The organism is Mucilaginibacter sp. SG538B (assembly GCF_013376065.1).
In the GTDB taxonomy this organism is placed as follows: domain Bacteria; phylum Bacteroidota; class Bacteroidia; order Sphingobacteriales; family Sphingobacteriaceae; genus Mucilaginibacter; species Mucilaginibacter rubeus.
In genome coordinates, this window is the sequence record NZ_JABMJI010000001.1 from 1,417,872 (window position 1) to 1,436,912 (window position 19,041).

The following is a 19,041-nucleotide window of genomic DNA, read 5'->3' on the forward strand; positions in this document are numbered from 1 at the left end:
TCTATTTACTTTTCCATAAAAGAAATATCATTTAAGAAACTTATTTTTGAGGCGTAACCCTGCTTTATATACCGGGTTAGTAGAGATTTAAATTATGTGGTACAACAACATACTCGATACCATTGGCAATACGCCGCTGGTAAAACTGAATAAAGTAGCAAAAGACATTCCTGCTACTGTTTTAGCCAAGATTGAGACAACCAACCCCGGCAACTCCATTAAAGACCGCATGGCCCTTAAAATGATTGAGGATGCCGAAAAAAGCGGCAAACTAAAACCTGGCGGAACCATCATTGAAGGCACATCAGGTAATACCGGTATGGGCCTGGCAATTGCCGCAGTTATAAAAGGCTACAAATGTATTTTTACGAGTACCGATAAACAATCAAAAGAAAAGTTTGATGCCTTGCGCGCCTTTGGTGCCGAGGTAATTGTTTGTCCAACCAATGTGGAGCCTGAAGACCCACGATCATACTATTCGGTATCATCACGCCTGGAGCGGGAAGTCCCTAACTCATGGAAGCCTAATCAGTATGATAACTTAAGCAACTCGCAGGCGCACTATGAAAGTACTGGTCCCGAAATTTGGGAGCAAACTGAGGGCAAGATCACGCACCTTATTGCAGGTGTTGGCACCGGTGGTACTATCTCAGGCATCGCCCGTTATCTGAAAGAGAAGAACCCTGCTATCCAGGTTTTGGGTATTGACACTTACGGTTCGGTATTTAAAAAATACAAAGAGACAGGTGTTTTTGATAAAAACGAGATCTACCCATACATCACCGAAGGTATCGGCGAAGATTTCCTACCACAAAACGTTGATTTTAGCCTGATAGATCATTTTGAAAAGGTAACCGATAAGGATGCCGCCCTAATGACCCGCGAAATTGCCCGTAAAGAGGGCATCTTCTCCGGCAACTCAACCGGATCGGCTGTAGCAGGTTTGCTGCAGATGAAGGACAAGTTTAAAGAAGGCGATGTAGTTGTGATCATCTTCCCGGACCACGGTACCCGCTATCTTGGCAAAATGTATAATGACGACTGGCTGCGCGACCGCGGTTTCCTTAAAGATGAAAAACTTACTGCCCGCGATATCATCAGCAAAAAAGATGTGCAGGAGATCATCACCATTGATTGTGAGAAGAGTGTGTTGGAGGCAATCAATACCATCAAATCGCTCAATATCTCTCAGATCCCGGTTACACAAAAAGGTATGGTAATTGGTAAGATCACCGAAAGCGATATTCTTGATTCACTAATCGAAAACCCATCCATCAAATCGCAGCCGATCAAGAACATTACCACAGCTCCGTTCCCCTTTGTTGATCTGAACACTTCGATAGACAGGATCTCGGCCATGATCAATAAAGACAACATTGCTGTATTGGTTGAAGACGGGCAGGGTAAAATTGAGATCATTACCCAGTATGATATTATAAACGCCATTTCAGCTTAGTTTTTGAGGTTAAAGGTTAAAGGCGAAAGGTTAAAGGTGTTATGTGATAAGCATAGCGCCTTTTTTTATATTTAGAGCATGAAACATTTTTTCGTTTTTACATCCATATTTCTGTTGCCGTTTATTAGTCATTCTCAAAAACACACTATACTCGGTGCCGAGGTGGCAAAGGAAGAACTAAAAAAAGCATTGACGGAGAAAAGGGAACGACAGGTAATTGTTGATAAGGTTATTACAGATAAACAAACTGCTATAGCTGTTGCCGAAGCGATTCTATTTAAAATATATGGAAGAGCGCAAATAGTTAATGAAAGACCTTATGAGACTTATTTTATAAATGGCTATTGGGTATTAAATGGTACGTTGCCCGAAAAAATGTTGGGCGGCGGATTTTTAATTGTGCTCAATGCTAAAGACGGTCGAGTTGTTCGACTAACGCATTATAAATGATCAAAAACCTTTCGCCTTTCACCTCAACTACTCCAACCGCTTCTTCGCCAATTCGGGGCTATACCTTTGATTTAACCGGTAATTTGGTGTAATGATAAACACAGCCGTACCTTTTTCGCGTGCAAGCGGATTGGTTACTTCGCCTACTTTCGTAAAACTGCCTATCATTTTTCCTTTCACAAATTCTGTAATGTTTTTGCCGCCGCCGTCATCTATATAAATCAGGTATTTGCATTTGAGGCTATCGGGTGCCCAAAGGGTAAAGCTGCTGTTCAGTGATATTACATCGGGATAACCGTATTGCTTACGATAATGGTGGATTGCACCGGCTTCACCGTAGTTATCGGCATAGACCATAGTTTGTTTCTGATCATCAGGGTTAAGGCTTTTGTAGGCTTTATCAACCAGTGCGGCCATATCATCCCAGCCCAGCATGTCGGCATAATCCTGGGTGGTAGCGTGCTTTTTCCCATCCTCCCAGGTCATCGAAAAACGAGCAGGTGGGAGATGTTTATCGGCAAATCGAAAAAATGCCAGGGTTTGGTCCATTGGTAAAATGGGCAATAAAATGGGCAGTAACAAAGCATTGGGCAACGTAAACAATATTACCAGGGCAGTACGCAAAACATAGCCGGTGGTTTTTAATAAACGCTCAAAACCAAAGGCCCCTGCAGCAAACAGCATAGGGTAAGCACCAAAAATGTAATAGCTTTTGCCATCCATCATCAGTAAAAAAAAGAAGATGAGCGCATAAGCCAATGCCAAAAACTGGAAGTTACGCAGCCTGAACGAAAATATCAGGAACGCCAGTCCGTTAAGCCATACAAATAACGCTACACCGTTAACCAGTAATTGCTGTTTAATAAAGTCAGTCGGGGTTATGTAGTCAAGCTGTTGTTCACGCAGTGCCTTCATGTGCGTAAATACCGGCATGTGATGTGTTAGCTGCCATATCAGGTTAGGCAGTACGATAACTATTGTTAGCAAGGCAGCACCAAGGATATGCTTATTGAACAGTAATTTACGCTGCTTACTAATAAGGATACCAATAACCAGCGAAGCCGCGAAAAATAGCATGGTGTACTTGGTAAGTACGCCAAAGCCAACGGCTGCCCCCAGCCAGTACAGGTACCTTACATCGGTAGTGTTGAGGTATTTTACGAGCAGCCAAACGGTTAATACCCACCAAAACTGATCGAATACTACAGGCTGAAAAAGATAGTCACTTGCTGCGAAGGCAGGCGCAAAAATGAGCGATAAACACGCAAGGGTTATGGCAAACTTCTTTCCGCCAAATTCTATTACTATAAGTCCGGTGAGCAGCACAATAAGCCCTCCAAACAGGGTAGGGAACAATCGCGCAGCAAAAACCGAGTTGCCAAAACAAGTTATAGAAATTTTTGCCAGGATGGCTATAAATGGCGGTACTTCCTTATATCCCCAATCCAGGTGATCGGCCAGTACAAGGTGCAAAAACTCATCCCGATGAAAACCGAAATGGGATATAGCGAAAAGATTAAGAACAACTTTAATAAATACAAATATCAGTACAAAATAAACGTAGGTAGATTTCCGGTTTTTGTAAGGCATTGTTTATAGATGGTTTTTTTAAAGGTAGTATTTTTGAGGTGAAAGGTAAAAGGTTAAAGGCGAAAGGTCTTTAAAAAGTAAATTATTAATGCCCCTTTATATGCAACTATTTAAGTATTCCCCGGTTTAAGTACTATATTTTGATAGAAAAAGTTCTAAAATAAAAAAAGGTTAAAGGCTTTGCTAAGTGCAGCTACCTTTAACCATTAACCTTTCGCCTTTAACCTAAAACTTAAATACGGGTAATATCCGCTCCCAAAGCTTTAAGCCTGGTATCAATATGCTGATAGCCGCGTTCAATTTGTTCAATATTGTAAATGGTTGATTGACCTTGTGCAGATAGTGCTGCAATCAGCAATGAAACCCCGGCACGGATATCTGGCGAGGTCATAGAGATGCCGCGCAGTTTAACCTGGTTATCCAGGCCGATAACGGTAGCACGGTGTGGGTCGCAAAGGATGATCTGTGCGCCCATATCCAGCAATTTATCCACGAAGAATAAACGGCTCTCAAACATTTTTTGATGGATCAGTACCGAGCCTTTGGCCTGGATAGCTACAACCAGCACAATGCTTAATAAATCGGGGGTAAAGCCAGGCCATGGTGCATCGGCAATGGTCATGATACTGCCGTCGATAAAAGTCTCTATTTCGTAATGTTCCTGTGCCGGAATAAAAATATCATCACCTCTAAGCTCCAGTTTAATACCTAAACGGCGGAACACATCAGGGATCATGCCCAGCTCTTTGTATTGAACATCTTTAATGGTGATCTCGGATCCTGTCATAGCTGCAAGACCAATAAATGAACCAATCTCAATCATATCGGGCAATAAGCGGTGCTCTGTGCCGCCCAGTTTTTCAACACCTTCAATGGTTAACAGGTTTGAGCCAATACCGCTGATCTTAGCACCCATACGGCTCAGCATTTTACAAAGCTGTTGCAGGTAAGGCTCGCAGGCTGCGTTGTAAATAGTAGTAGTGCCTTTGGCTAATACCGCGGCCATTACCACGTTGGCCGTTCCTGTTACAGAAGCTTCGTCCAGCAGGATATAAGTACCCTGCAGGTTAGAGGCATCTACATTAAAGAAACCGTTTTGGGGATTGTAATTGAATTGTGCACCCAGTTTTTCAAAACCCAAAAAGTGGGTATCCAACCTGCGGCGACCGATTTTATCGCCACCTGGTTTAGGGATAGATGCTTTACCAAAACGGGCCAGCAAGGGGCCAACTATCATGATGGAACCACGTAAGCCGCCGCCCTTTGATTTAAAAGCTTCAGACAGGAAAAAATCCTGGTTGATGTCTTTGGCTTCGAATGTGTAAGTATGCTCGTTGATACGTTCAACAATAACGCCCATATCGCCAAGCAGTTCTATCAGTTTGTTTACATCCTTAATATCGGGGATGTTGCTGATGGTTACTTTTTCTTCAGTAAGCAATACGGCAGATATAACCTGTAGAGCTTCGTTTTTTGCACCCTGCGGGGTTATTTCACCTTTTAGCGGTTTGCCGCCGTTTATTACAAATGCGTTAGTCATGCGGAGTTTCGGATAATTGATATAATCACCAATGATAAACTGTAAAAGCTATGATCGGTTTTGCCAAATAATTTATATGGGGCAAAGATTAGAAAATTAATGCAGATAAAATAAAAGCCAGGAGGGATTTATCATTAATGATATTAATACAAAAACGTCATTGCGAGGTACGAAGCAATCTCAAACTATACAGGACGGACCTGCTAATCGGGGATTGCTTCGTACCTCGCAATAACGCTCTTTTTGCCCTTCGGAAGTACCCGGGGTTAATATTTTTTTGCGCCGCCGTTGTTACGGTTGCGGTTTTGGTTGTTGTTACGGTTTTGGTTATTATTTTGCCTGCCGCCACTACCGCCGCCACGGTTTTGATTGTTTTGGTTATTGTTGCGGCCGCGGTTGTTATTATTGGTGTTGTTTTGCTGAAAGTTATTAGGGCGGAAATCAACACGGTTAAGGTTAATGTTCTCTTCCAGTTTCAATGTACCGCCCGATAAAGCATATAAATCTGACAGGATGCTTTCGTCGCTTACCGAATCTTTGTTCCATTGCACGTAGGCCATTTTCATGAAATTGGCTATAGCCTGGATCATGTGGCGCTTACGTTCAGGTTCCTCAATGGCTTTAGCTTTTTCAATCATCAGCTCAATGGTTTTGCCATAGTGCTTGTATTTGATACGCTGATGAGGATAGTTTAACGGTGCTGGTTTAATATGCACAGCATCCGGCGATGGCTTGGGGTACGGTGAATCCACATCAATCTGGTAATCAGAAATGATGTGCAGGTGGTCCCACAGTTTATGTTTAAAATCGGCCACATCGCGCAGGTGGGGGTTTAAAAAGCCCATCAGGTCAATAACTACCTGTGCGTAGCGGTTGCGTTCTTCTTTGGTTGGCAGCGCTACAATATATTTAACCATATTTTGTACGTTACGGCCATATTCAGACAGGATCAGTTTATTCCTGGTTGAGTTATAATCAAAATTTGCAGGCGTGTTTTCTTTAGCCATGGTAATAATTTTTTAAGAAAGTTGAAAGTTAGCCAGGCAAATTTCCCTGATTGGAAGGGCAAAAGAGGCTAAAATTGAATTGTTACTTGTATTGAAGTAGTGCAAATATAAACTAATACTTATAATACGCAAATTACGTTGGTTAATTGTTGCAAATATTTGTTTTATTTTAGCTTTTAAACATCTACAATTTGGAAAATCAGCAAATTACCATCACGCATACAGAGATCTACCGCTTCAGCATCCCGATGGAGCCGTTTACCATTGCCACCGGAACATTATCTCACGCCCAAAATGTTTTTATCCGTGTGCATACCGATGCCGGTTTTTATGGTGTAGGAGAATGCTCAGCTTTCCCGATGATTGTTGGCGAAACACAAGATACCTGCCTGATTATGGCGCGTGAGTTTGCCCGCTTATGGAAAGGTAAAGATGCGCTTGATATCGAAGCCCGGCTTGGCGAACTTCACAGTTTTACTGCCGGTAATACCACTATAAAAAGCGCCTTTGATAACGCCCTGTTTGATATAGCGGCAAAAAATGCAGGCCTGCCATTATACCAGTTTTTGGGCGGAGAAAAACGTAATGTTGAATCAGATATTACAATAGGGATCGCCGGGCATCATACCATGGCTTTAAAAGCGCTTGATTTTAAGGCCTCCGGTGCTAATATATTAAAGGTGAAGCTGGGCAAAAATGCAGTGGAAGATGTAGAGCGCATCAAACAGATCCGTGAAGCTGTTGGCCCGGGTATGAGAATCCGTATTGATGCTAACCAGGGCTGGACTTTTAACGAAGCGGTTTTTGCCTTGCAGTCAATTGCGCAATATGATATTGAATTTTGCGAGCAGCCTATACGTACTTGGTATGATGACCGTCTGCCTGAGCTTATGCAGTTGTCGCCGGTTAAGATCATGGCCGACGAAAGTGTGTATAATCATCATGATGCCCGCAAACAAATCAACGCCGGGGCCTGCCATTATATCAATATTAAAATGGCCAAGTCGGGCGGTATTTATGAGGCTAAAAGGATCCATGACGTTGCTGCTTCATACGGGATACCCTGTATGATGGGAGGGATGCTGGAAAGCCGGATAGCATTAAGCGCCAAGCTGCATTTTGTATATGCCAGTCCAAATATCCGGTTTTATGACATGGATACCTGTAAACTGGGGCATTTGGTTGACCCGTGTGTTGGCGGGGCCATATATGATGGATATCATTTAACCATCGACGACGCGCCAGGCATAGGCGCCGATGCCGATGAAGCATTTTTGGCCGATTGCGAACGATTTACGATTTAACGAATATGCTGATCAGAAAAGCTACCATTGAAGACCTGCCCGTATTGCTTCAATTTGAGCAGGGTATAATTACTGCCGAACGCCCTTTTGATAGCACGCTTAAACCCGATCCTATCAGTTATTATGATTTGAAGGCGTTCATAACCTCAACAGATGTGCAGGTTTTGGTAGCCGAAATTGACGGGGAGATAGCGGGCAGCGGATATGCCCGAATTAAAAAGAACCCGGATGCGTACTATGACTTTGAAAAATATGCTTACCTGGGTTTTATGTATGTGCTGCCTGCATACCGGGGTATGGGAGTAAACCAGGCCATAATAGAAGAATTGAAGAAATGGACAGTTGAGCAAGGGTTGACCGAAATAAGGCTCGAGGTATATAACGATAATATTGGCGCCATCAAAGCCTATGAAAAGGCAGGATTTAAAAAACGTATGATCGAAATGCGGATAAGGCTGTAATGGAATTATATAAAAAGAGCCGGTAAGGGGAACTTACCGGCTCGTGGGGGTGTTATACATATTTTATAACAGAGGCTTTCGCTTCATTTTATTTTCGCTTAAGGCTTTAGTTGTTTTTGTTTTTTCCTGTTTTGATGATTTTAGATCGCGCAACTGCTTAGATGCATCGGTCTTTTCTTTGTCCAATTCTTTAGTTGCCATGTTTTTGATTTTTGTATAGTTAGATAATATCATAAATATATTATTTGTTTTATCCAAATCAAAAAATAACTGCCGTTATCGCGCAAATTAAAGCTTCATGACATTAGTTTGATAACTCCGCAAAGTATTTGTGAAACAACGGAATGGTTTCTATGCCTTTATAATAATTGTAAATATCATATTTCTCATTAGGCGAGTGCAGGGCATCGCTATCAAGCCCGAAACCCATCAATACAGTTTTTAAACCAAGCTCGGCTTCAAACAAAGCAACAATTGGGATACTACCCCCACCCCGGGTTGGGATAGGCTCTTTACCAAATGATTCGGCAATGGCTTTTTGAGCAGCACGGTAAGCCACACTGTCGGTTGGGGTTACAGCCGGTTCGCCGCCATGATGCGGGGTTACCTTAACCTTAACATAGGGAGGTGCAATACTTAAAAAATGGTCGGTAAAGAGTTTGGTTATAGCTTCTGACGTTTGGTTGGGCACTAAACGCATAGAGATTTTGGCATTGGCTTTTGAAGGCAACACTGTTTTGGCGCCCTCGCCTATATAGCCGCCCCAAATGCCGTTTAGCTCAAGGGTAGGACGGGTGCCTGTACGTTCAAAAGTACTGTAGCCCTTTTCGCCCCAAAGCTCGGCTACATCAAGGTCTTGTTTGTACCCGGCTTCATCATAAGGTGCGCTGTTAAGGGCTTTGCGTTCTGCTTCGCTAAGCGGTACTACATCGTTATAAAAACCGGGAATGGTGATATGATTATTTTCATCATGCAGGCTGGCAATCATCTGGGCCAGGATGGTGATAGGGTTAGCTACGGCGCCGCCGTAAACACCCGAATGCAGGTCGCGGTTAGGGCCGGTTACTTCTACTTCGAGGTAAGAGAGACCTCGTAAGCCGGTTTCGAGCGAAGGGTGTTCCATGCTGATCATCGAAGTATCAGAGATCAGCACCACATCGGCTTTCAACTTTTCCTTGTTGGCTTTCACAAAGATGCCCAGGTTGGATGAACCCACTTCTTCTTCGCCCTCAATCATAAACTTAATATTGCAAGGAAGTGTACCGGTTTGCATCATCAGCTCAAAGGCTTTTACATGCATGTAAAACTGTCCTTTATCATCGCAGGCACCGCGGGCGTATATTTTTCCATCCCGAACAGTTGGTTCAAAAGGAGGTGTTTTCCACAGTTCCAACGGATCTGGCGGTTGTACATCGTAGTGCCCATAAACCAATACGGTAGGTTTGGAAGCATCTATGATCTTTTCGCCGTATACAATAGGGTAGCCGGCGGTTTGGCATATTTCAACAGTATCAGCTCCGGCATCGCGGAGCTTTGCTGCCACATAATCGGCAGTTTTTAATACTTCAGGTTTGTATTTTGGATCGGCACTAACCGATGCTAAACGTAACAGGTCAAATAACTCATCAAGTAAACGCTGTTTGTTTTGCTCAACATATTGCTTTATGTGCTGCATAATATTATTGTTTGCAGCAAATATAGCTAATTAGGTCATTGCAGTCATTAGGTCATTGAGTCATTCAGCATGTACAATATAATACATGAAGGGCTCCTCAGCTAACCAGATTTATAATTCGTGCAATTCAACGAAATTAATGCCGGTTTTAGTTTTTAGTCAGTCTGCAGACCCGAGGTCGTGTTTTGGCCAATTAGGGACCTGATTTGAAAACTCAGCTCTCTCAACCTTTACTTTAACTTCAGTTTTTGCTCCTTTATGAGTTAATGATACAGCGGTAAGACCTGTAGCTATTAAAACCGCTGCTGCAATGATGAATTTTTTCATGTTGTTAACTATTCAAATTTTAGTTTATAACATATGATTTTATAATGGAAGAGTTGTTGATTATGCGGTAAAATCAGCAGAACCTAAATCTCTTTTTGGACCAGGGCCAGACATAGCGAAGTCAGCAGAGCCTAAATCTCTTTTTGGACCAGGGCCAGACATAGCAAAATCAGCAGAGCCTAAATCTCTTTTTGGACCAGGGCCAGACATAGCAAAATCAGCAGAACCTAAATCTCTTTTTGGACCAGGACCAGACATAGCAAAATCGGCAGAGCCTAAATCTCTTTTTGGACCAGGACCAGACATAGCAAAATCAGCAGAGCCTAAATCTCTTTTTGGACCAGGACCAGACATAGCAAAATCAGCAGAGCCTAAGTCGCGTTTTGGACCAGGGCCAGACATAGCGAAATCAGCAGAGCCTAAATCTCTTTTTGGACCAGGACCAGACATAGCAAAATCAGCAGAACCTAAGTCGCGTTTTGGCTGAGGACCGAAGGCGAAATCAGCAGAACCTAAGTCGCGTTTTGGCTGAGGGCCACGGGCGAAATCAGCAGAACCAAGATCACGTTTTGGCTGAGGACCGCGGGCAAAATCAGCAGAACCAAGATCACGTTTTGGCTGAGGACCGCGGGCAAAATCAGCAGAACCAAGATCACGTTTTGGTTGAGGGCCGAAGGCGAAATCAGCAGAACCTAAGTCACGTTTTGGCTGAGGACCGAAAGCAAAATCAGCAGAACCAAGATCACGTTTTGGTTGAGGGCCACGTGCGAAATCAGCAGAACCAAGATCACGTTTTGGTTGAGGGCCACGTGCGAAATCAGCAGAACCAAGATCACGTTTTGGTTGAGGACCGAAGGCGAAATCAGCAGAACCTAAGTCACGTTTTGGCTGAGGACCGAAAGCAAAATCAGCAGAACCAAGATCACGTTTTGGCTGAGGACCACGGGCGAAATCAGCAGAACCAAGATCACGTTTTGGTTGAGGGCCACGAGCATCAGCAGAACCTAAGTCACGTTTTGGTTGAGGGCCGTTAGCGGCATTTGCTAATGTGGTGGCCGATAATATGGTGCTTAATGCTAAAGTTGCTATTAGTGTTAAATTTTTCATGATGTTTTTAATGTGGGGGTACGTAAATATTTTTTGTTTATTAAATCTCTTGTTCGTTAATGTCTTTTTTTAGTCGGCGCTGCCTAAGTCTCTTTTAAAACCGGTTGTCAGCGAGTTCACTGGTGCAATCACCATTTTGGTTTTGTTTTCATTTTTGTTTGTAGCTGATGATAATGCACCTGCACTAAGGGCTACTGTTGCTATGAGGATGAATTTTTTCATGTTGTTTTATGTTTTATTGATCTTGAACAGATAAATCAGTCAGCACTTCCCAGGTCTCTTTTGTAACCGGTTGCGAATAAGTGAAGGTTAGCAAACTCAGCTTTTGGTCTTTCCTTTTTGCAGGATGAAATGACCCCGGTGAACAGAATTGCTAAAGCGATGGTGATTATCTTTTTCATGATCGTGTTATATTATCGATGTGGAACTTCCTGTATGATTTAATTGGATTTCAGTCGGCGCTTCCCAGGTCGCGTTTAAAACCTGCCGGCGTTTTGTTGAAATTGACAGCTGTTGGCTGTACGTCTTTTTTTGCCGATGATGACAAAACTGATGACGATGAGAGCACTCCGGCGCCTATGGTAAGGAGTACAAAAAACACTGCTTTTTTCATATTGATTAATTATTGTATTTAATATTCTATTTTTTAAATTAATACGATATGTAATATTTATTAAAATCCGTCAAGCTTATTTAAAGCTTATCACAAATATTTTAAAAGTTTGATTTTACTCTCTGTTTTTTAAAAACTCTGTTTTTCTAAAATTTTAAAAAAGATTCTCTGTTTCGTATTTTTATACTGTTAATTATGGCGTTAAATTACTAATTTTAAATGTAATATCATCTGGATTAATTACCGGTATGGTATACAATTTATTGCACGATTTTCACATTATTTCATTTATTTGATATACAAACTGTAATTATATTGTAAATCTCAGGATATATGTTGCAATATTATTGTAATTGCCTGCAATTTATTTGAAGTGATATTGTATAGGGTGTTTTTTTTATTTAATATATTGTTTTTCAGATATTTAACAATGCAAATATAAATATGTTTTTAATAGGAGTAAAAAAACATATGAAAATAATTTTCCACAATGTTTTTTATTCTTAACATTAAATATAATTCAGCATTATTTTATAACTTTCACCCCAACAGAACGTAGAAGTGTTTTAATGAAAAAAATCGGCACATTTATATTATTCTTTTTATTATCGCTGTCGGTATACGCGAATGATATAATTGATGTTGCTGCAAAAGACACTAATGAGGTAATAAGCCTGAATACCAGCGCTTATTCAAACAGGCTGACAAATCCGGAGCAAACCGTTGAAGATGCCACCAGGGCGCTGAAGCTATCTACCAAACTCAATTATATTAATGGTATTGCAGAAGCTTACCGTGTTATAGGTATTGGTAAATACTACCTTGATCAGCCTGAAAAGGCTATTGAAAATTATCTGAACTCCCTTTCATATTTTACCCGCAACAATAACCTGAGGGGCGAAGCCAAGGTTTATAATAATATCGGCATCCTGTTTCGTGACCACGACTACGAACGCTCCCTTACCTATCTTAACCGATCGCTGGAGATAGCACAAAAAATAAATGATACCAAGTTGGTGGGCTCATTGTATTTAAATATAGGCAACGTTTACACGCGTAAAAATAACCTGTATATGGCGCTTAAGTTTTATGATAAAAGCTTTCCTATATTTCAGAAACTGAGCGATTCGGTAAACCTGATCCAGTGTTTGCAAAATCGTGGTGTTATTTATTTTAAACTTAAAGATTACGATAAGGCCCTGGGTTTACTGCTGGAGGCTAATACCGGTGCAAAAGCACGTGACCTGAACGAGTCAGTAGCCAGTGTTGACCTTACGCTGGCAGCGCTTTACATGACCAAAGGCGATTTTAAAAATGCGGAAAAGATGGTACGGGAGGGGACCGCTTATACACAATTAGTAAAGGACCCTAAGCTTGACTACGATTACAAATACACCACATACGAACTGGAGTACAACAAAAAGAATTTTGCCCGTGCGGTAAATTTACTAAGGGAAATATATACCCAGGATAGTGTTACCTATAAAACCAACGTATCGGCGCAAATGAACCTGGTTGAGGCCAAACGCAGGCAGGAAGAGCAACTGAAAGAAAACGAAAGGATTGCAGAACGGCAGGCTTACGACCGGTCGAAATTTTGGGCGGTAACGGTAGTTGCCGGTTTGATGCTTGTGGTAATTGGTTTGCTGATCAGCAATGTAAAACGTAAAGCCAAAACCAATGCACAGCTTACATTGCTAAACGGTGAGGTATCCCGGCAAAAAGATAACCTTGATAGGATCAATCATCATCTTGAAGAGATCATTGATGAACGTACCAAGGATCTGCAGTTAAAAAATAAAAAGCTTTCTGAGCATTCGTCATACCTGTCACATCAAATCAGGGGGCCTATAGCTACGTTACGCGGTTTGATCAACCTTGAAAAAGAAGGCCTGGTTGACCAGGCCGAATGTTTGGATATGATGGACAAATGTGTATCTGAAATTGATGAAAAGATCATCGAAATGAGCGACATGCTGCATAACCCGCCAAGAGTTTAACCGGCGCCCGGTCCTCCTTCAGGTTTAACTAAAGTGTACAGGCAGGCTGGAGTGGATCTGTGCTTCTATAAGCCCCAGGTAAATACAATACCACGATATCATTTGTAAAACCAGCAGCTGCCTGTGTTTATTATAGCCCTGTGTTTCAAAAGCCAGTGTTGTTTCATCGCCGGCAGTTACAAAAAACCTTACTTCGCCTTTACTCGGTTTAAAACGTGCCCGCAGCAAATCAAACGCCTTAACTTTTAGCTTACTTTTAGGATCATGGATGATACCGTCGCTCGAGGTTTCGTTTTTTGATATGGAAATAAGATAATTTGACATACAATTTGCTTTAGTAACCTGCATGCCACAATTATTACTCCAAAATCCCTATAAAACGCTCATTATGGATAAATTAGCTAATACACCGGGAAGCTTTTTTGTCTGAATTTCCTTTTGTTAAATATTGTTAACTACTATTTAATGTAGTGGGTAGAACAGGACACTGATGCGAAGCAAACAATGTACACTATCGGTAAATTGTAATGTTTACTGCACACCTTTAGATAGCTACACTTGCCTTATTGCGCAGCTCTTCATAAAGTAATATTACCTTACGTTGTAAACTGGCGATTTCTGATTCGCGGTCTATCAATTTTTTCTGTGCAAGGCTTAAACTCGACGGCTTCATATCAGTTTCGTCAGTATCGAGGGCCAGTATGTTTACCACGTTTACATCAAAAATATTGGCAATTTGTTCAAGACGCGAGAGGTTTATATCGGTTACCCCTGTTTCAATTTTTGAAAACGCAGGAATAGAGATGCCCAAACGGTTAGCCACATCTTCCTGGCTCCATCCATGCTGATGGCGTAATGCCCGGATGTTTTTACCAACGGATTTGTTTGTTTGTTTTTTAATAGTATCGCTCATATCAATTAAATATTAATTAAGGAAAGGGGATACTTATGCAATCCAAATGGTATGCCATCATTAAATTACCTTTAAATTAGTGTTATTAAGGCGATTTAATGATGGACTGTGGCGAGGCTTGGGGAATCATTTCCTCAAAGTAGGGATTTTAACTCTTGGTTTATGTTTACTGAACTATGTAAAGTTTCGCAAATTTTAATAGCAACTGCTTTTGACCAATCTCCTTAAAGAAGATTGTGGCTTTTATATCGGGCTTATTACCCTCAAGAGAGAGTACTTTGCCAAAGCCAAAACGTTCGTGTTCAACCTCCATGCCCACTTGTAAACCGGATGTATCAGAAGGCTTGAAATTGGCCGAAGGTACATGCGCCTTGGCCAGTATCGAAGTGGTTTTTACCGGTGCTGCGGCTGCCGGTTTTGGTCGCGAAAATGTGTCGGGCTGCTTATCTCTGCTCCATGCTTTACGCTCATCATCAAAAAATGGATTATTGCCCGAGGCGGGTTTGGCGGTGTAGTCGAGCTCAAGATATTTTGCATCAATTTCATCCAAAAAGCGGCTTGGCTCGCAATTAATGAGTGTTCCAAACTTAAAACGCGAGGTGGCATAACTGATATGGAGCTTGCTTTCGGCACGGGTAACGGCTACATAAAACAGGCGGCGCTCTTCTTCAAGGTCGCTGCGCGAGTTAAGCGACATCTGCGAAGGGAAAAGGTTTTCTTCCAGTCCTACAACATAAACCTGCGGAAACTCAAGCCCTTTTGATGAGTGGATGGTCATAAGCGATACCGTATCGGCATCTTTGTTTTTGTCATTATCATCGTTGGTTAACAATGCCACATCCTGCATGAAAATATCGAGGCCTTTTTCTTCAATATCCTCCCGCTCTGAAAACTCTTTGATCCCGTTTAAAAGCTCCTGGATATTTTCGTAACGGTTAAGCCCCTCTACCGATTTATCTTCATAAAGGTCCTTCAATAAGCCCGAATGCTGCGCGATATACAAAGCCGACTCATAGGCAGACTTGGTTTTGGTCAGCACCTGGAAGCTTTGGATCATGGTAGCAAAAGTGGACACTGCCCCCGATATTTTACCCTCGAGGTATTTGCCCGGCTCAACAATAACTTCCCAGGGCGTTATACCATGCTGATCGGCAGCTACAATGATCTTATCAACCGAGGTATCGCCAATACCGCGTTTAGGGTAATTGATAACGCGCTTTAAAGCTTCTTCATCATTAGGGTTAAAGGTGAGCCTGAAATAAGCTATCAGGTCCTTAATTTCCTTACGCTGATAAAACGAAAGACCGCCATATATTTTATATGGGATACCCAGCTTGCGTAAAGCCTCTTCCATAGACCGCGACTGCGCATTGGTGCGGTAAAGGATAGCAAATGCCGACCATTTAAGCCCGTTTGAGCTGCGGTCTTGCATAATAGCTTCGGCTACTATTTTACCTTCCTCGTTATCGCTGAAGGCCCGCATCACCTTGATCTTATCGCCCGATTCTTTTTCGGAGAATACGTTCTTTTTAAGCTGGTCTTTATTATTGCGGATGATGCTGTTGGCTACATTCACAATATTTTGGGTTGAGCGATAATTTTGCTCCAGTTTAAACACTTTCAGGTCCGGGTAATCCTTCTCAAAATTGAGAATGTTTTGAATGTTGGCACCACGGAAAGCATAGATACTTTGGGCGTCATCACCTACAACGCAAAGGTTTTCGTTAACAGCGGCAAGCTTTTTAACAATCAGGTACTGCGAAAAGTTGGTATCCTGATACTCATCAACCATAAGGTATTTAAACTTGTGCTGGTATTTATTGAGCACATCGGGGTGCAGTTTCAGGAGCTCGTTGGTTTTATACAGCAAATCGTCAAAATCCATGGCACCGGCACGGTAGCAGCGGGTAGCATACATCTCATAGATCTTGCCCATTTGCCCGCGGCCGCTCGAAAAGTCGTCGGCCTGGATCTGCTCGTTCTTGTTATATTCTTGCCACGAGATGAGGTTATTTTTTGATGCCGAAATGCGGTTGAGCACAAAGTTTACATTGTACAGCTTATCATCAAGGTTCATCTCTTTTAAAATGGCCCTTAAAACGCTCTTGCTGTCGTCGGTATCGTAAATGGTAAAGTTGCTTGGATAGCCAATTTTTTCAGCTTCAACCCTCAAAATCTTGGCAAACACGGAGTGGAAGGTACCCATCCAAATATTTTTAGCTTCGGTACCAACAACGTGGGTGATACGCTCGCGCATTTCACGGGCGGCCTTATTGGTAAATGTAAGTACAAGTATGTTAAATGAATCAACACCCTTGCGTATCAAATGCGCCACGCGATAGGTAATAACCCGTGTTTTGCCCGATCCGGCACCGGCAATGATCATCACCGGCCCTTCAGTTTGTTCAACTGCTGCCCTTTGTTCGGGGTTTAATCCCTGTAAGTAATCCAAAATCTTTTCCTCTTTTCTTGAGCAGCGAAATTAAGGTTTTTGGCGGGAAAGGGTGAAAAATTTCGGATATCGAATTTGAGAATTCGGAATTGGATTTTTTGTTGGGATTACACAGATTGATTTTTGTTTCTGGGGTTCCACCGATTGTTTTTTTATTCCACCGATTTTGACTATTGACGAAGATGATTGCGTTGATTTTTTTAAAGACGGGTTTTAGATTTGGGATTTCTTTGATTGTATCGCATGGTGGACGGTCTTTAATACCGTTAAACAAAATTTTTATAGCTTTAACACATGCTACAGCACTATGATAAACAATGGCTCAGTCAGGAGTTTGAACAAGAGAAACCGGTTAAATATCTTTTCTTTTGGGGACACACGCCAAAAGCCGGTGAACAGGTAGGGAAATTTTGTTTTAGCCAATGGTACGAGTTGCCTTTTGAAGTTGACGGAATAACTTACCGCACAGCAGAGCATTGGATGATGGCCAAAAAAGCTTGGTTATTCAATGATTTTGAAATACACGAGCGGATCGTCAACGCTGTTAAGCCGGGAGAAGCCAAAGATCTTGGTCGGGAGGTGAAGAATTTTGATGACCAATTGTGGAAGACCGAACGGTTTGAGATAGTTAAACAGGGTAACATTCACAAATTTAGCCAGAACCAACGTTTTGCCGATTATCTCATAGCGACAGGCGACCGCGTTTTAGTAGAAGCCAGTCCGCGGGATACTATTTGGGGTATTGGTGGTGAGAATCCTAAAGCGCAACATCCGGATACATGGAGAGGATTGAATTTATTAGGATTTGCGTTGATGGAGGTGAGAGATGTTTTGAAAGTTCATAAGTAACTATTTTACAAGTTTGGTATTGGTATATGAACGAATCAGTTCGATTTCATTTATCATAGGCGTTGCATTTATTAAAACTGATGTTTTTATAACCAAATTTGACAGTGCAGTTGCCTGTTGTATCGTTATCCATTTTTGAATCGACCATTTTGATAAACATTGGGATTGTACCATATTGATAAAGTTCATATCGAATTGCAGCGCGACCTGCAAATCCCTGGTCTATTACGTGTTTTACTTTATATCCTTTTATCTCCCATTCCTGATCAACAGTAATTTGGCCTGCCCCCAATATAAATGGAACGGTAAGAAGTATAGCCAGAACAAGCGTTAAGGCAGAAAGCTTGATTGTCAACGCACCTGATTTGTTTTTTTCTTTTATAATTATCGCATAGATTGATGACAGTAAAGTCCAAATTAATATCGGATAAATGAATTCATTGAGATAACGATAGCCTGTTAGTGCAGGCAGTAAAAATATTAATGAAGTAAAGAGAATGAAGATTATTTCTTTTTTACTAACAATCCTTTTTTGTATCCAGCCAAGCAATGGGAAGCTGCAACAGAAAATAAAGGTGCCGGCGTGCTCAATAAGCCAATCCATTTATATTAAGATTTGCTTAGCTTGTTCTAATTCAAAAACCTGTTAATCGTTTTTACCAGCCTATTTATATCAAAAGGCTTGGGTACAAAGGCATCATATCCAAAATTAACCAGGGCAATAGCTTGTTCATGGTAGGCCGAGATCAGGATCACCGGGATGTGTCGGGTATCTTCGTTGCCTTTAATAAGCTGGCAAATGCGGCCGCCGTTGAGGCCAGGCAGCATATAGTCGGTTAATACCAGATCGGGGTTGTACGCTTTTACAGCACCAATAATATCATCAGTACGGTCAAGACCGGTAACCTCAAAATCATGAAAGGTGAGCACTGTTTCAAGTACCCGTAAAATTTCAGCGTCATCTTCAATTATGAGTATATTTCTTGCCATAGTTAACATGCTAATTGTAATTTGCTATTAGCCTTTAATATTAAAAATAAACAAAATGTTTTATAATTAAAAATATTTTCAAGTGTTTAATTGAAGTCGATATAGGTTTGTATTAGTGGGTATATTGCTTATTAACAGTTGGATATAGTGTTTTTTAAGAGTATTTTATGGTTTTGTAAAAGTTGCATAATTTTTATACTGACCGCGATAAAAACAACTCACAGTTAAGCAAACACAATCGTCAAAAAAAGCGATGAGCCCAAACACCCATCGCTTTTTGAAGTTATCTCTAATCTCTAATCTCTAA

At 41.5% G+C, this 19,041-nt stretch carries 21 protein-coding genes; 6 read left to right on the top strand and 15 right to left on the bottom strand.

The window, feature by feature from the left end:
- The first annotated feature begins 94 nt into the window (after window positions 1-94).
- Window positions 95-1,456, top strand: a complete 1,362-nt coding sequence (locus FHW88_RS05745; protein ID WP_090524540.1) for a cystathionine beta-synthase — start codon at window positions 95-97, stop codon at window positions 1,454-1,456.
- 78 nt (window positions 1,457-1,534) lie between these two features.
- Window positions 1,535-1,906 carry an NTF2 fold immunity protein gene (locus tag FHW88_RS05750; RefSeq protein WP_090524542.1) on the top strand — a complete coding sequence of 124 codons (372 nt, stop codon included), beginning with the start codon at window positions 1,535-1,537 and terminating at the stop codon, window positions 1,904-1,906.
- Window positions 1,907-1,933: 27 nt separating this feature from the next.
- Here the strand turns inward: FHW88_RS05750 and FHW88_RS05755 are convergent, their stop codons facing one another.
- From FHW88_RS05755 to FHW88_RS05765, 3 genes are all read right to left on the bottom strand, one after another.
- Window positions 1,934-3,496: an ArnT family glycosyltransferase gene (locus tag FHW88_RS05755; RefSeq protein WP_176623816.1), complete on the bottom strand. Its 1,563-nt coding sequence runs from the start codon at window positions 3,494-3,496 to the stop codon at window positions 1,934-1,936.
- 232 nt (window positions 3,497-3,728) lie between these two features.
- On the bottom strand, window positions 3,729-5,036 hold the full coding sequence (murA, locus tag FHW88_RS05760) for a UDP-N-acetylglucosamine 1-carboxyvinyltransferase (RefSeq protein WP_176623818.1): 1,308 nt from the start codon (window positions 5,034-5,036) through the stop codon (window positions 3,729-3,731).
- Between the two features lie 266 nt (window positions 5,037-5,302).
- Window positions 5,303-6,043 (bottom strand): DUF4290 domain-containing protein, encoded by a 741-nt coding sequence (locus FHW88_RS05765; protein WP_112652024.1) that lies wholly within the window; start codon window positions 6,041-6,043, stop codon window positions 5,303-5,305.
- A 206-nt stretch (window positions 6,044-6,249) separates the two neighbouring features.
- On the opposite strand from FHW88_RS05765, the gene FHW88_RS05770 reads away from it, so the two are divergent.
- Window positions 6,250-7,347 carry a mandelate racemase/muconate lactonizing enzyme family protein gene (locus tag FHW88_RS05770; RefSeq protein ID WP_176624931.1) on the top strand — a complete coding sequence of 366 codons (1,098 nt, stop codon included), beginning with the start codon at window positions 6,250-6,252 and terminating at the stop codon, window positions 7,345-7,347.
- A 5-nt stretch (window positions 7,348-7,352) separates the two neighbouring features.
- Window positions 7,353-7,808, top strand: coding sequence for a GNAT family N-acetyltransferase (locus tag FHW88_RS05775; protein WP_176623820.1), 456 nt, complete (start codon window positions 7,353-7,355; stop codon window positions 7,806-7,808).
- 63 nt (window positions 7,809-7,871) lie between these two features.
- On the opposite strand, the gene FHW88_RS05780 is transcribed toward FHW88_RS05775, so the two are convergent.
- The 7 genes from FHW88_RS05780 to FHW88_RS05810 all read right to left on the bottom strand — a co-directional run bounded on the left by FHW88_RS05780 (window position 7,872) and on the right by FHW88_RS05810 (window position 11,530).
- Window positions 7,872-8,009, bottom strand: a complete 138-nt coding sequence (locus FHW88_RS05780) for a hypothetical protein (protein ID WP_175489902.1) — start codon at window positions 8,007-8,009, stop codon at window positions 7,872-7,874.
- 103 nt (window positions 8,010-8,112) lie between these two features.
- Window positions 8,113-9,483 (bottom strand): dipeptidase, encoded by a 1,371-nt coding sequence (locus FHW88_RS05785; protein ID WP_176623822.1) that lies wholly within the window; start codon window positions 9,481-9,483, stop codon window positions 8,113-8,115.
- A gap of 159 nt (window positions 9,484-9,642) precedes the next feature.
- Window positions 9,643-9,810: a hypothetical protein gene (locus tag FHW88_RS05790; protein ID WP_176623825.1), complete on the bottom strand. Its 168-nt coding sequence runs from the start codon at window positions 9,808-9,810 to the stop codon at window positions 9,643-9,645.
- 60 nt (window positions 9,811-9,870) lie between these two features.
- Complete coding sequence (locus tag FHW88_RS05795) at window positions 9,871-10,917, bottom strand: hypothetical protein (protein WP_176623827.1); 1,047 nt, start codon at window positions 10,915-10,917, stop codon at window positions 9,871-9,873.
- 69 nt (window positions 10,918-10,986) lie between these two features.
- Window positions 10,987-11,139, bottom strand: coding sequence for a hypothetical protein (locus FHW88_RS05800; protein WP_167516176.1), 153 nt, complete (start codon window positions 11,137-11,139; stop codon window positions 10,987-10,989).
- A gap of 35 nt (window positions 11,140-11,174) precedes the next feature.
- The gene (locus FHW88_RS05805; RefSeq protein ID WP_175489904.1) at window positions 11,175-11,318 is read right to left on the bottom strand and encodes a hypothetical protein; all 144 of its coding nucleotides are present in this window, start codon (window positions 11,316-11,318) and stop codon (window positions 11,175-11,177) included.
- Between the two features lie 50 nt (window positions 11,319-11,368).
- On the bottom strand, window positions 11,369-11,530 hold the full coding sequence (locus tag FHW88_RS05810; protein WP_175489905.1) for a hypothetical protein: 162 nt from the start codon (window positions 11,528-11,530) through the stop codon (window positions 11,369-11,371).
- A 569-nt stretch (window positions 11,531-12,099) separates the two neighbouring features.
- On the opposite strand from FHW88_RS05810, the gene FHW88_RS05815 reads away from it, so the two are divergent.
- Window positions 12,100-13,530: a tetratricopeptide repeat protein gene (locus tag FHW88_RS05815; protein WP_090524554.1), complete on the top strand. Its 1,431-nt coding sequence runs from the start codon at window positions 12,100-12,102 to the stop codon at window positions 13,528-13,530.
- Between the two features lie 24 nt (window positions 13,531-13,554).
- On the opposite strand, the gene FHW88_RS05820 is transcribed toward FHW88_RS05815, so the two are convergent.
- The 3 genes from FHW88_RS05820 to FHW88_RS05830 all read right to left on the bottom strand — a co-directional run bounded on the left by FHW88_RS05820 (window position 13,555) and on the right by FHW88_RS05830 (window position 16,895).
- On the bottom strand, window positions 13,555-13,854 hold the full coding sequence (locus tag FHW88_RS05820; RefSeq protein ID WP_090524556.1) for a hypothetical protein: 300 nt from the start codon (window positions 13,852-13,854) through the stop codon (window positions 13,555-13,557).
- A gap of 220 nt (window positions 13,855-14,074) precedes the next feature.
- Complete coding sequence (locus tag FHW88_RS05825) at window positions 14,075-14,443, bottom strand: helix-turn-helix domain-containing protein (RefSeq protein ID WP_090524558.1); 369 nt, start codon at window positions 14,441-14,443, stop codon at window positions 14,075-14,077.
- 166 nt (window positions 14,444-14,609) lie between these two features.
- The gene (locus FHW88_RS05830) at window positions 14,610-16,895 is read right to left on the bottom strand and encodes an ATP-dependent helicase (protein WP_176623829.1); all 2,286 of its coding nucleotides are present in this window, start codon (window positions 16,893-16,895) and stop codon (window positions 14,610-14,612) included.
- Window positions 16,896-17,189: 294 nt separating this feature from the next.
- On the opposite strand from FHW88_RS05830, the gene FHW88_RS05835 reads away from it, so the two are divergent.
- The gene (locus FHW88_RS05835) at window positions 17,190-17,744 is read left to right on the top strand and encodes an NADAR family protein (protein WP_176623831.1); all 555 of its coding nucleotides are present in this window, start codon (window positions 17,190-17,192) and stop codon (window positions 17,742-17,744) included.
- 46 nt (window positions 17,745-17,790) lie between these two features.
- Here FHW88_RS05835 and FHW88_RS05840 read toward each other — a convergent pair whose 3' ends face one another.
- Window positions 17,791-18,348 (bottom strand): hypothetical protein, encoded by a 558-nt coding sequence (locus tag FHW88_RS05840; RefSeq protein ID WP_176623833.1) that lies wholly within the window; start codon window positions 18,346-18,348, stop codon window positions 17,791-17,793.
- A gap of 26 nt (window positions 18,349-18,374) precedes the next feature.
- Window positions 18,375-18,734 (bottom strand): two-component system response regulator, encoded by a 360-nt coding sequence (locus FHW88_RS05845; protein ID WP_176623835.1) that lies wholly within the window; start codon window positions 18,732-18,734, stop codon window positions 18,375-18,377.
- Window positions 18,735-19,041 lie beyond the last annotated feature (307 nt).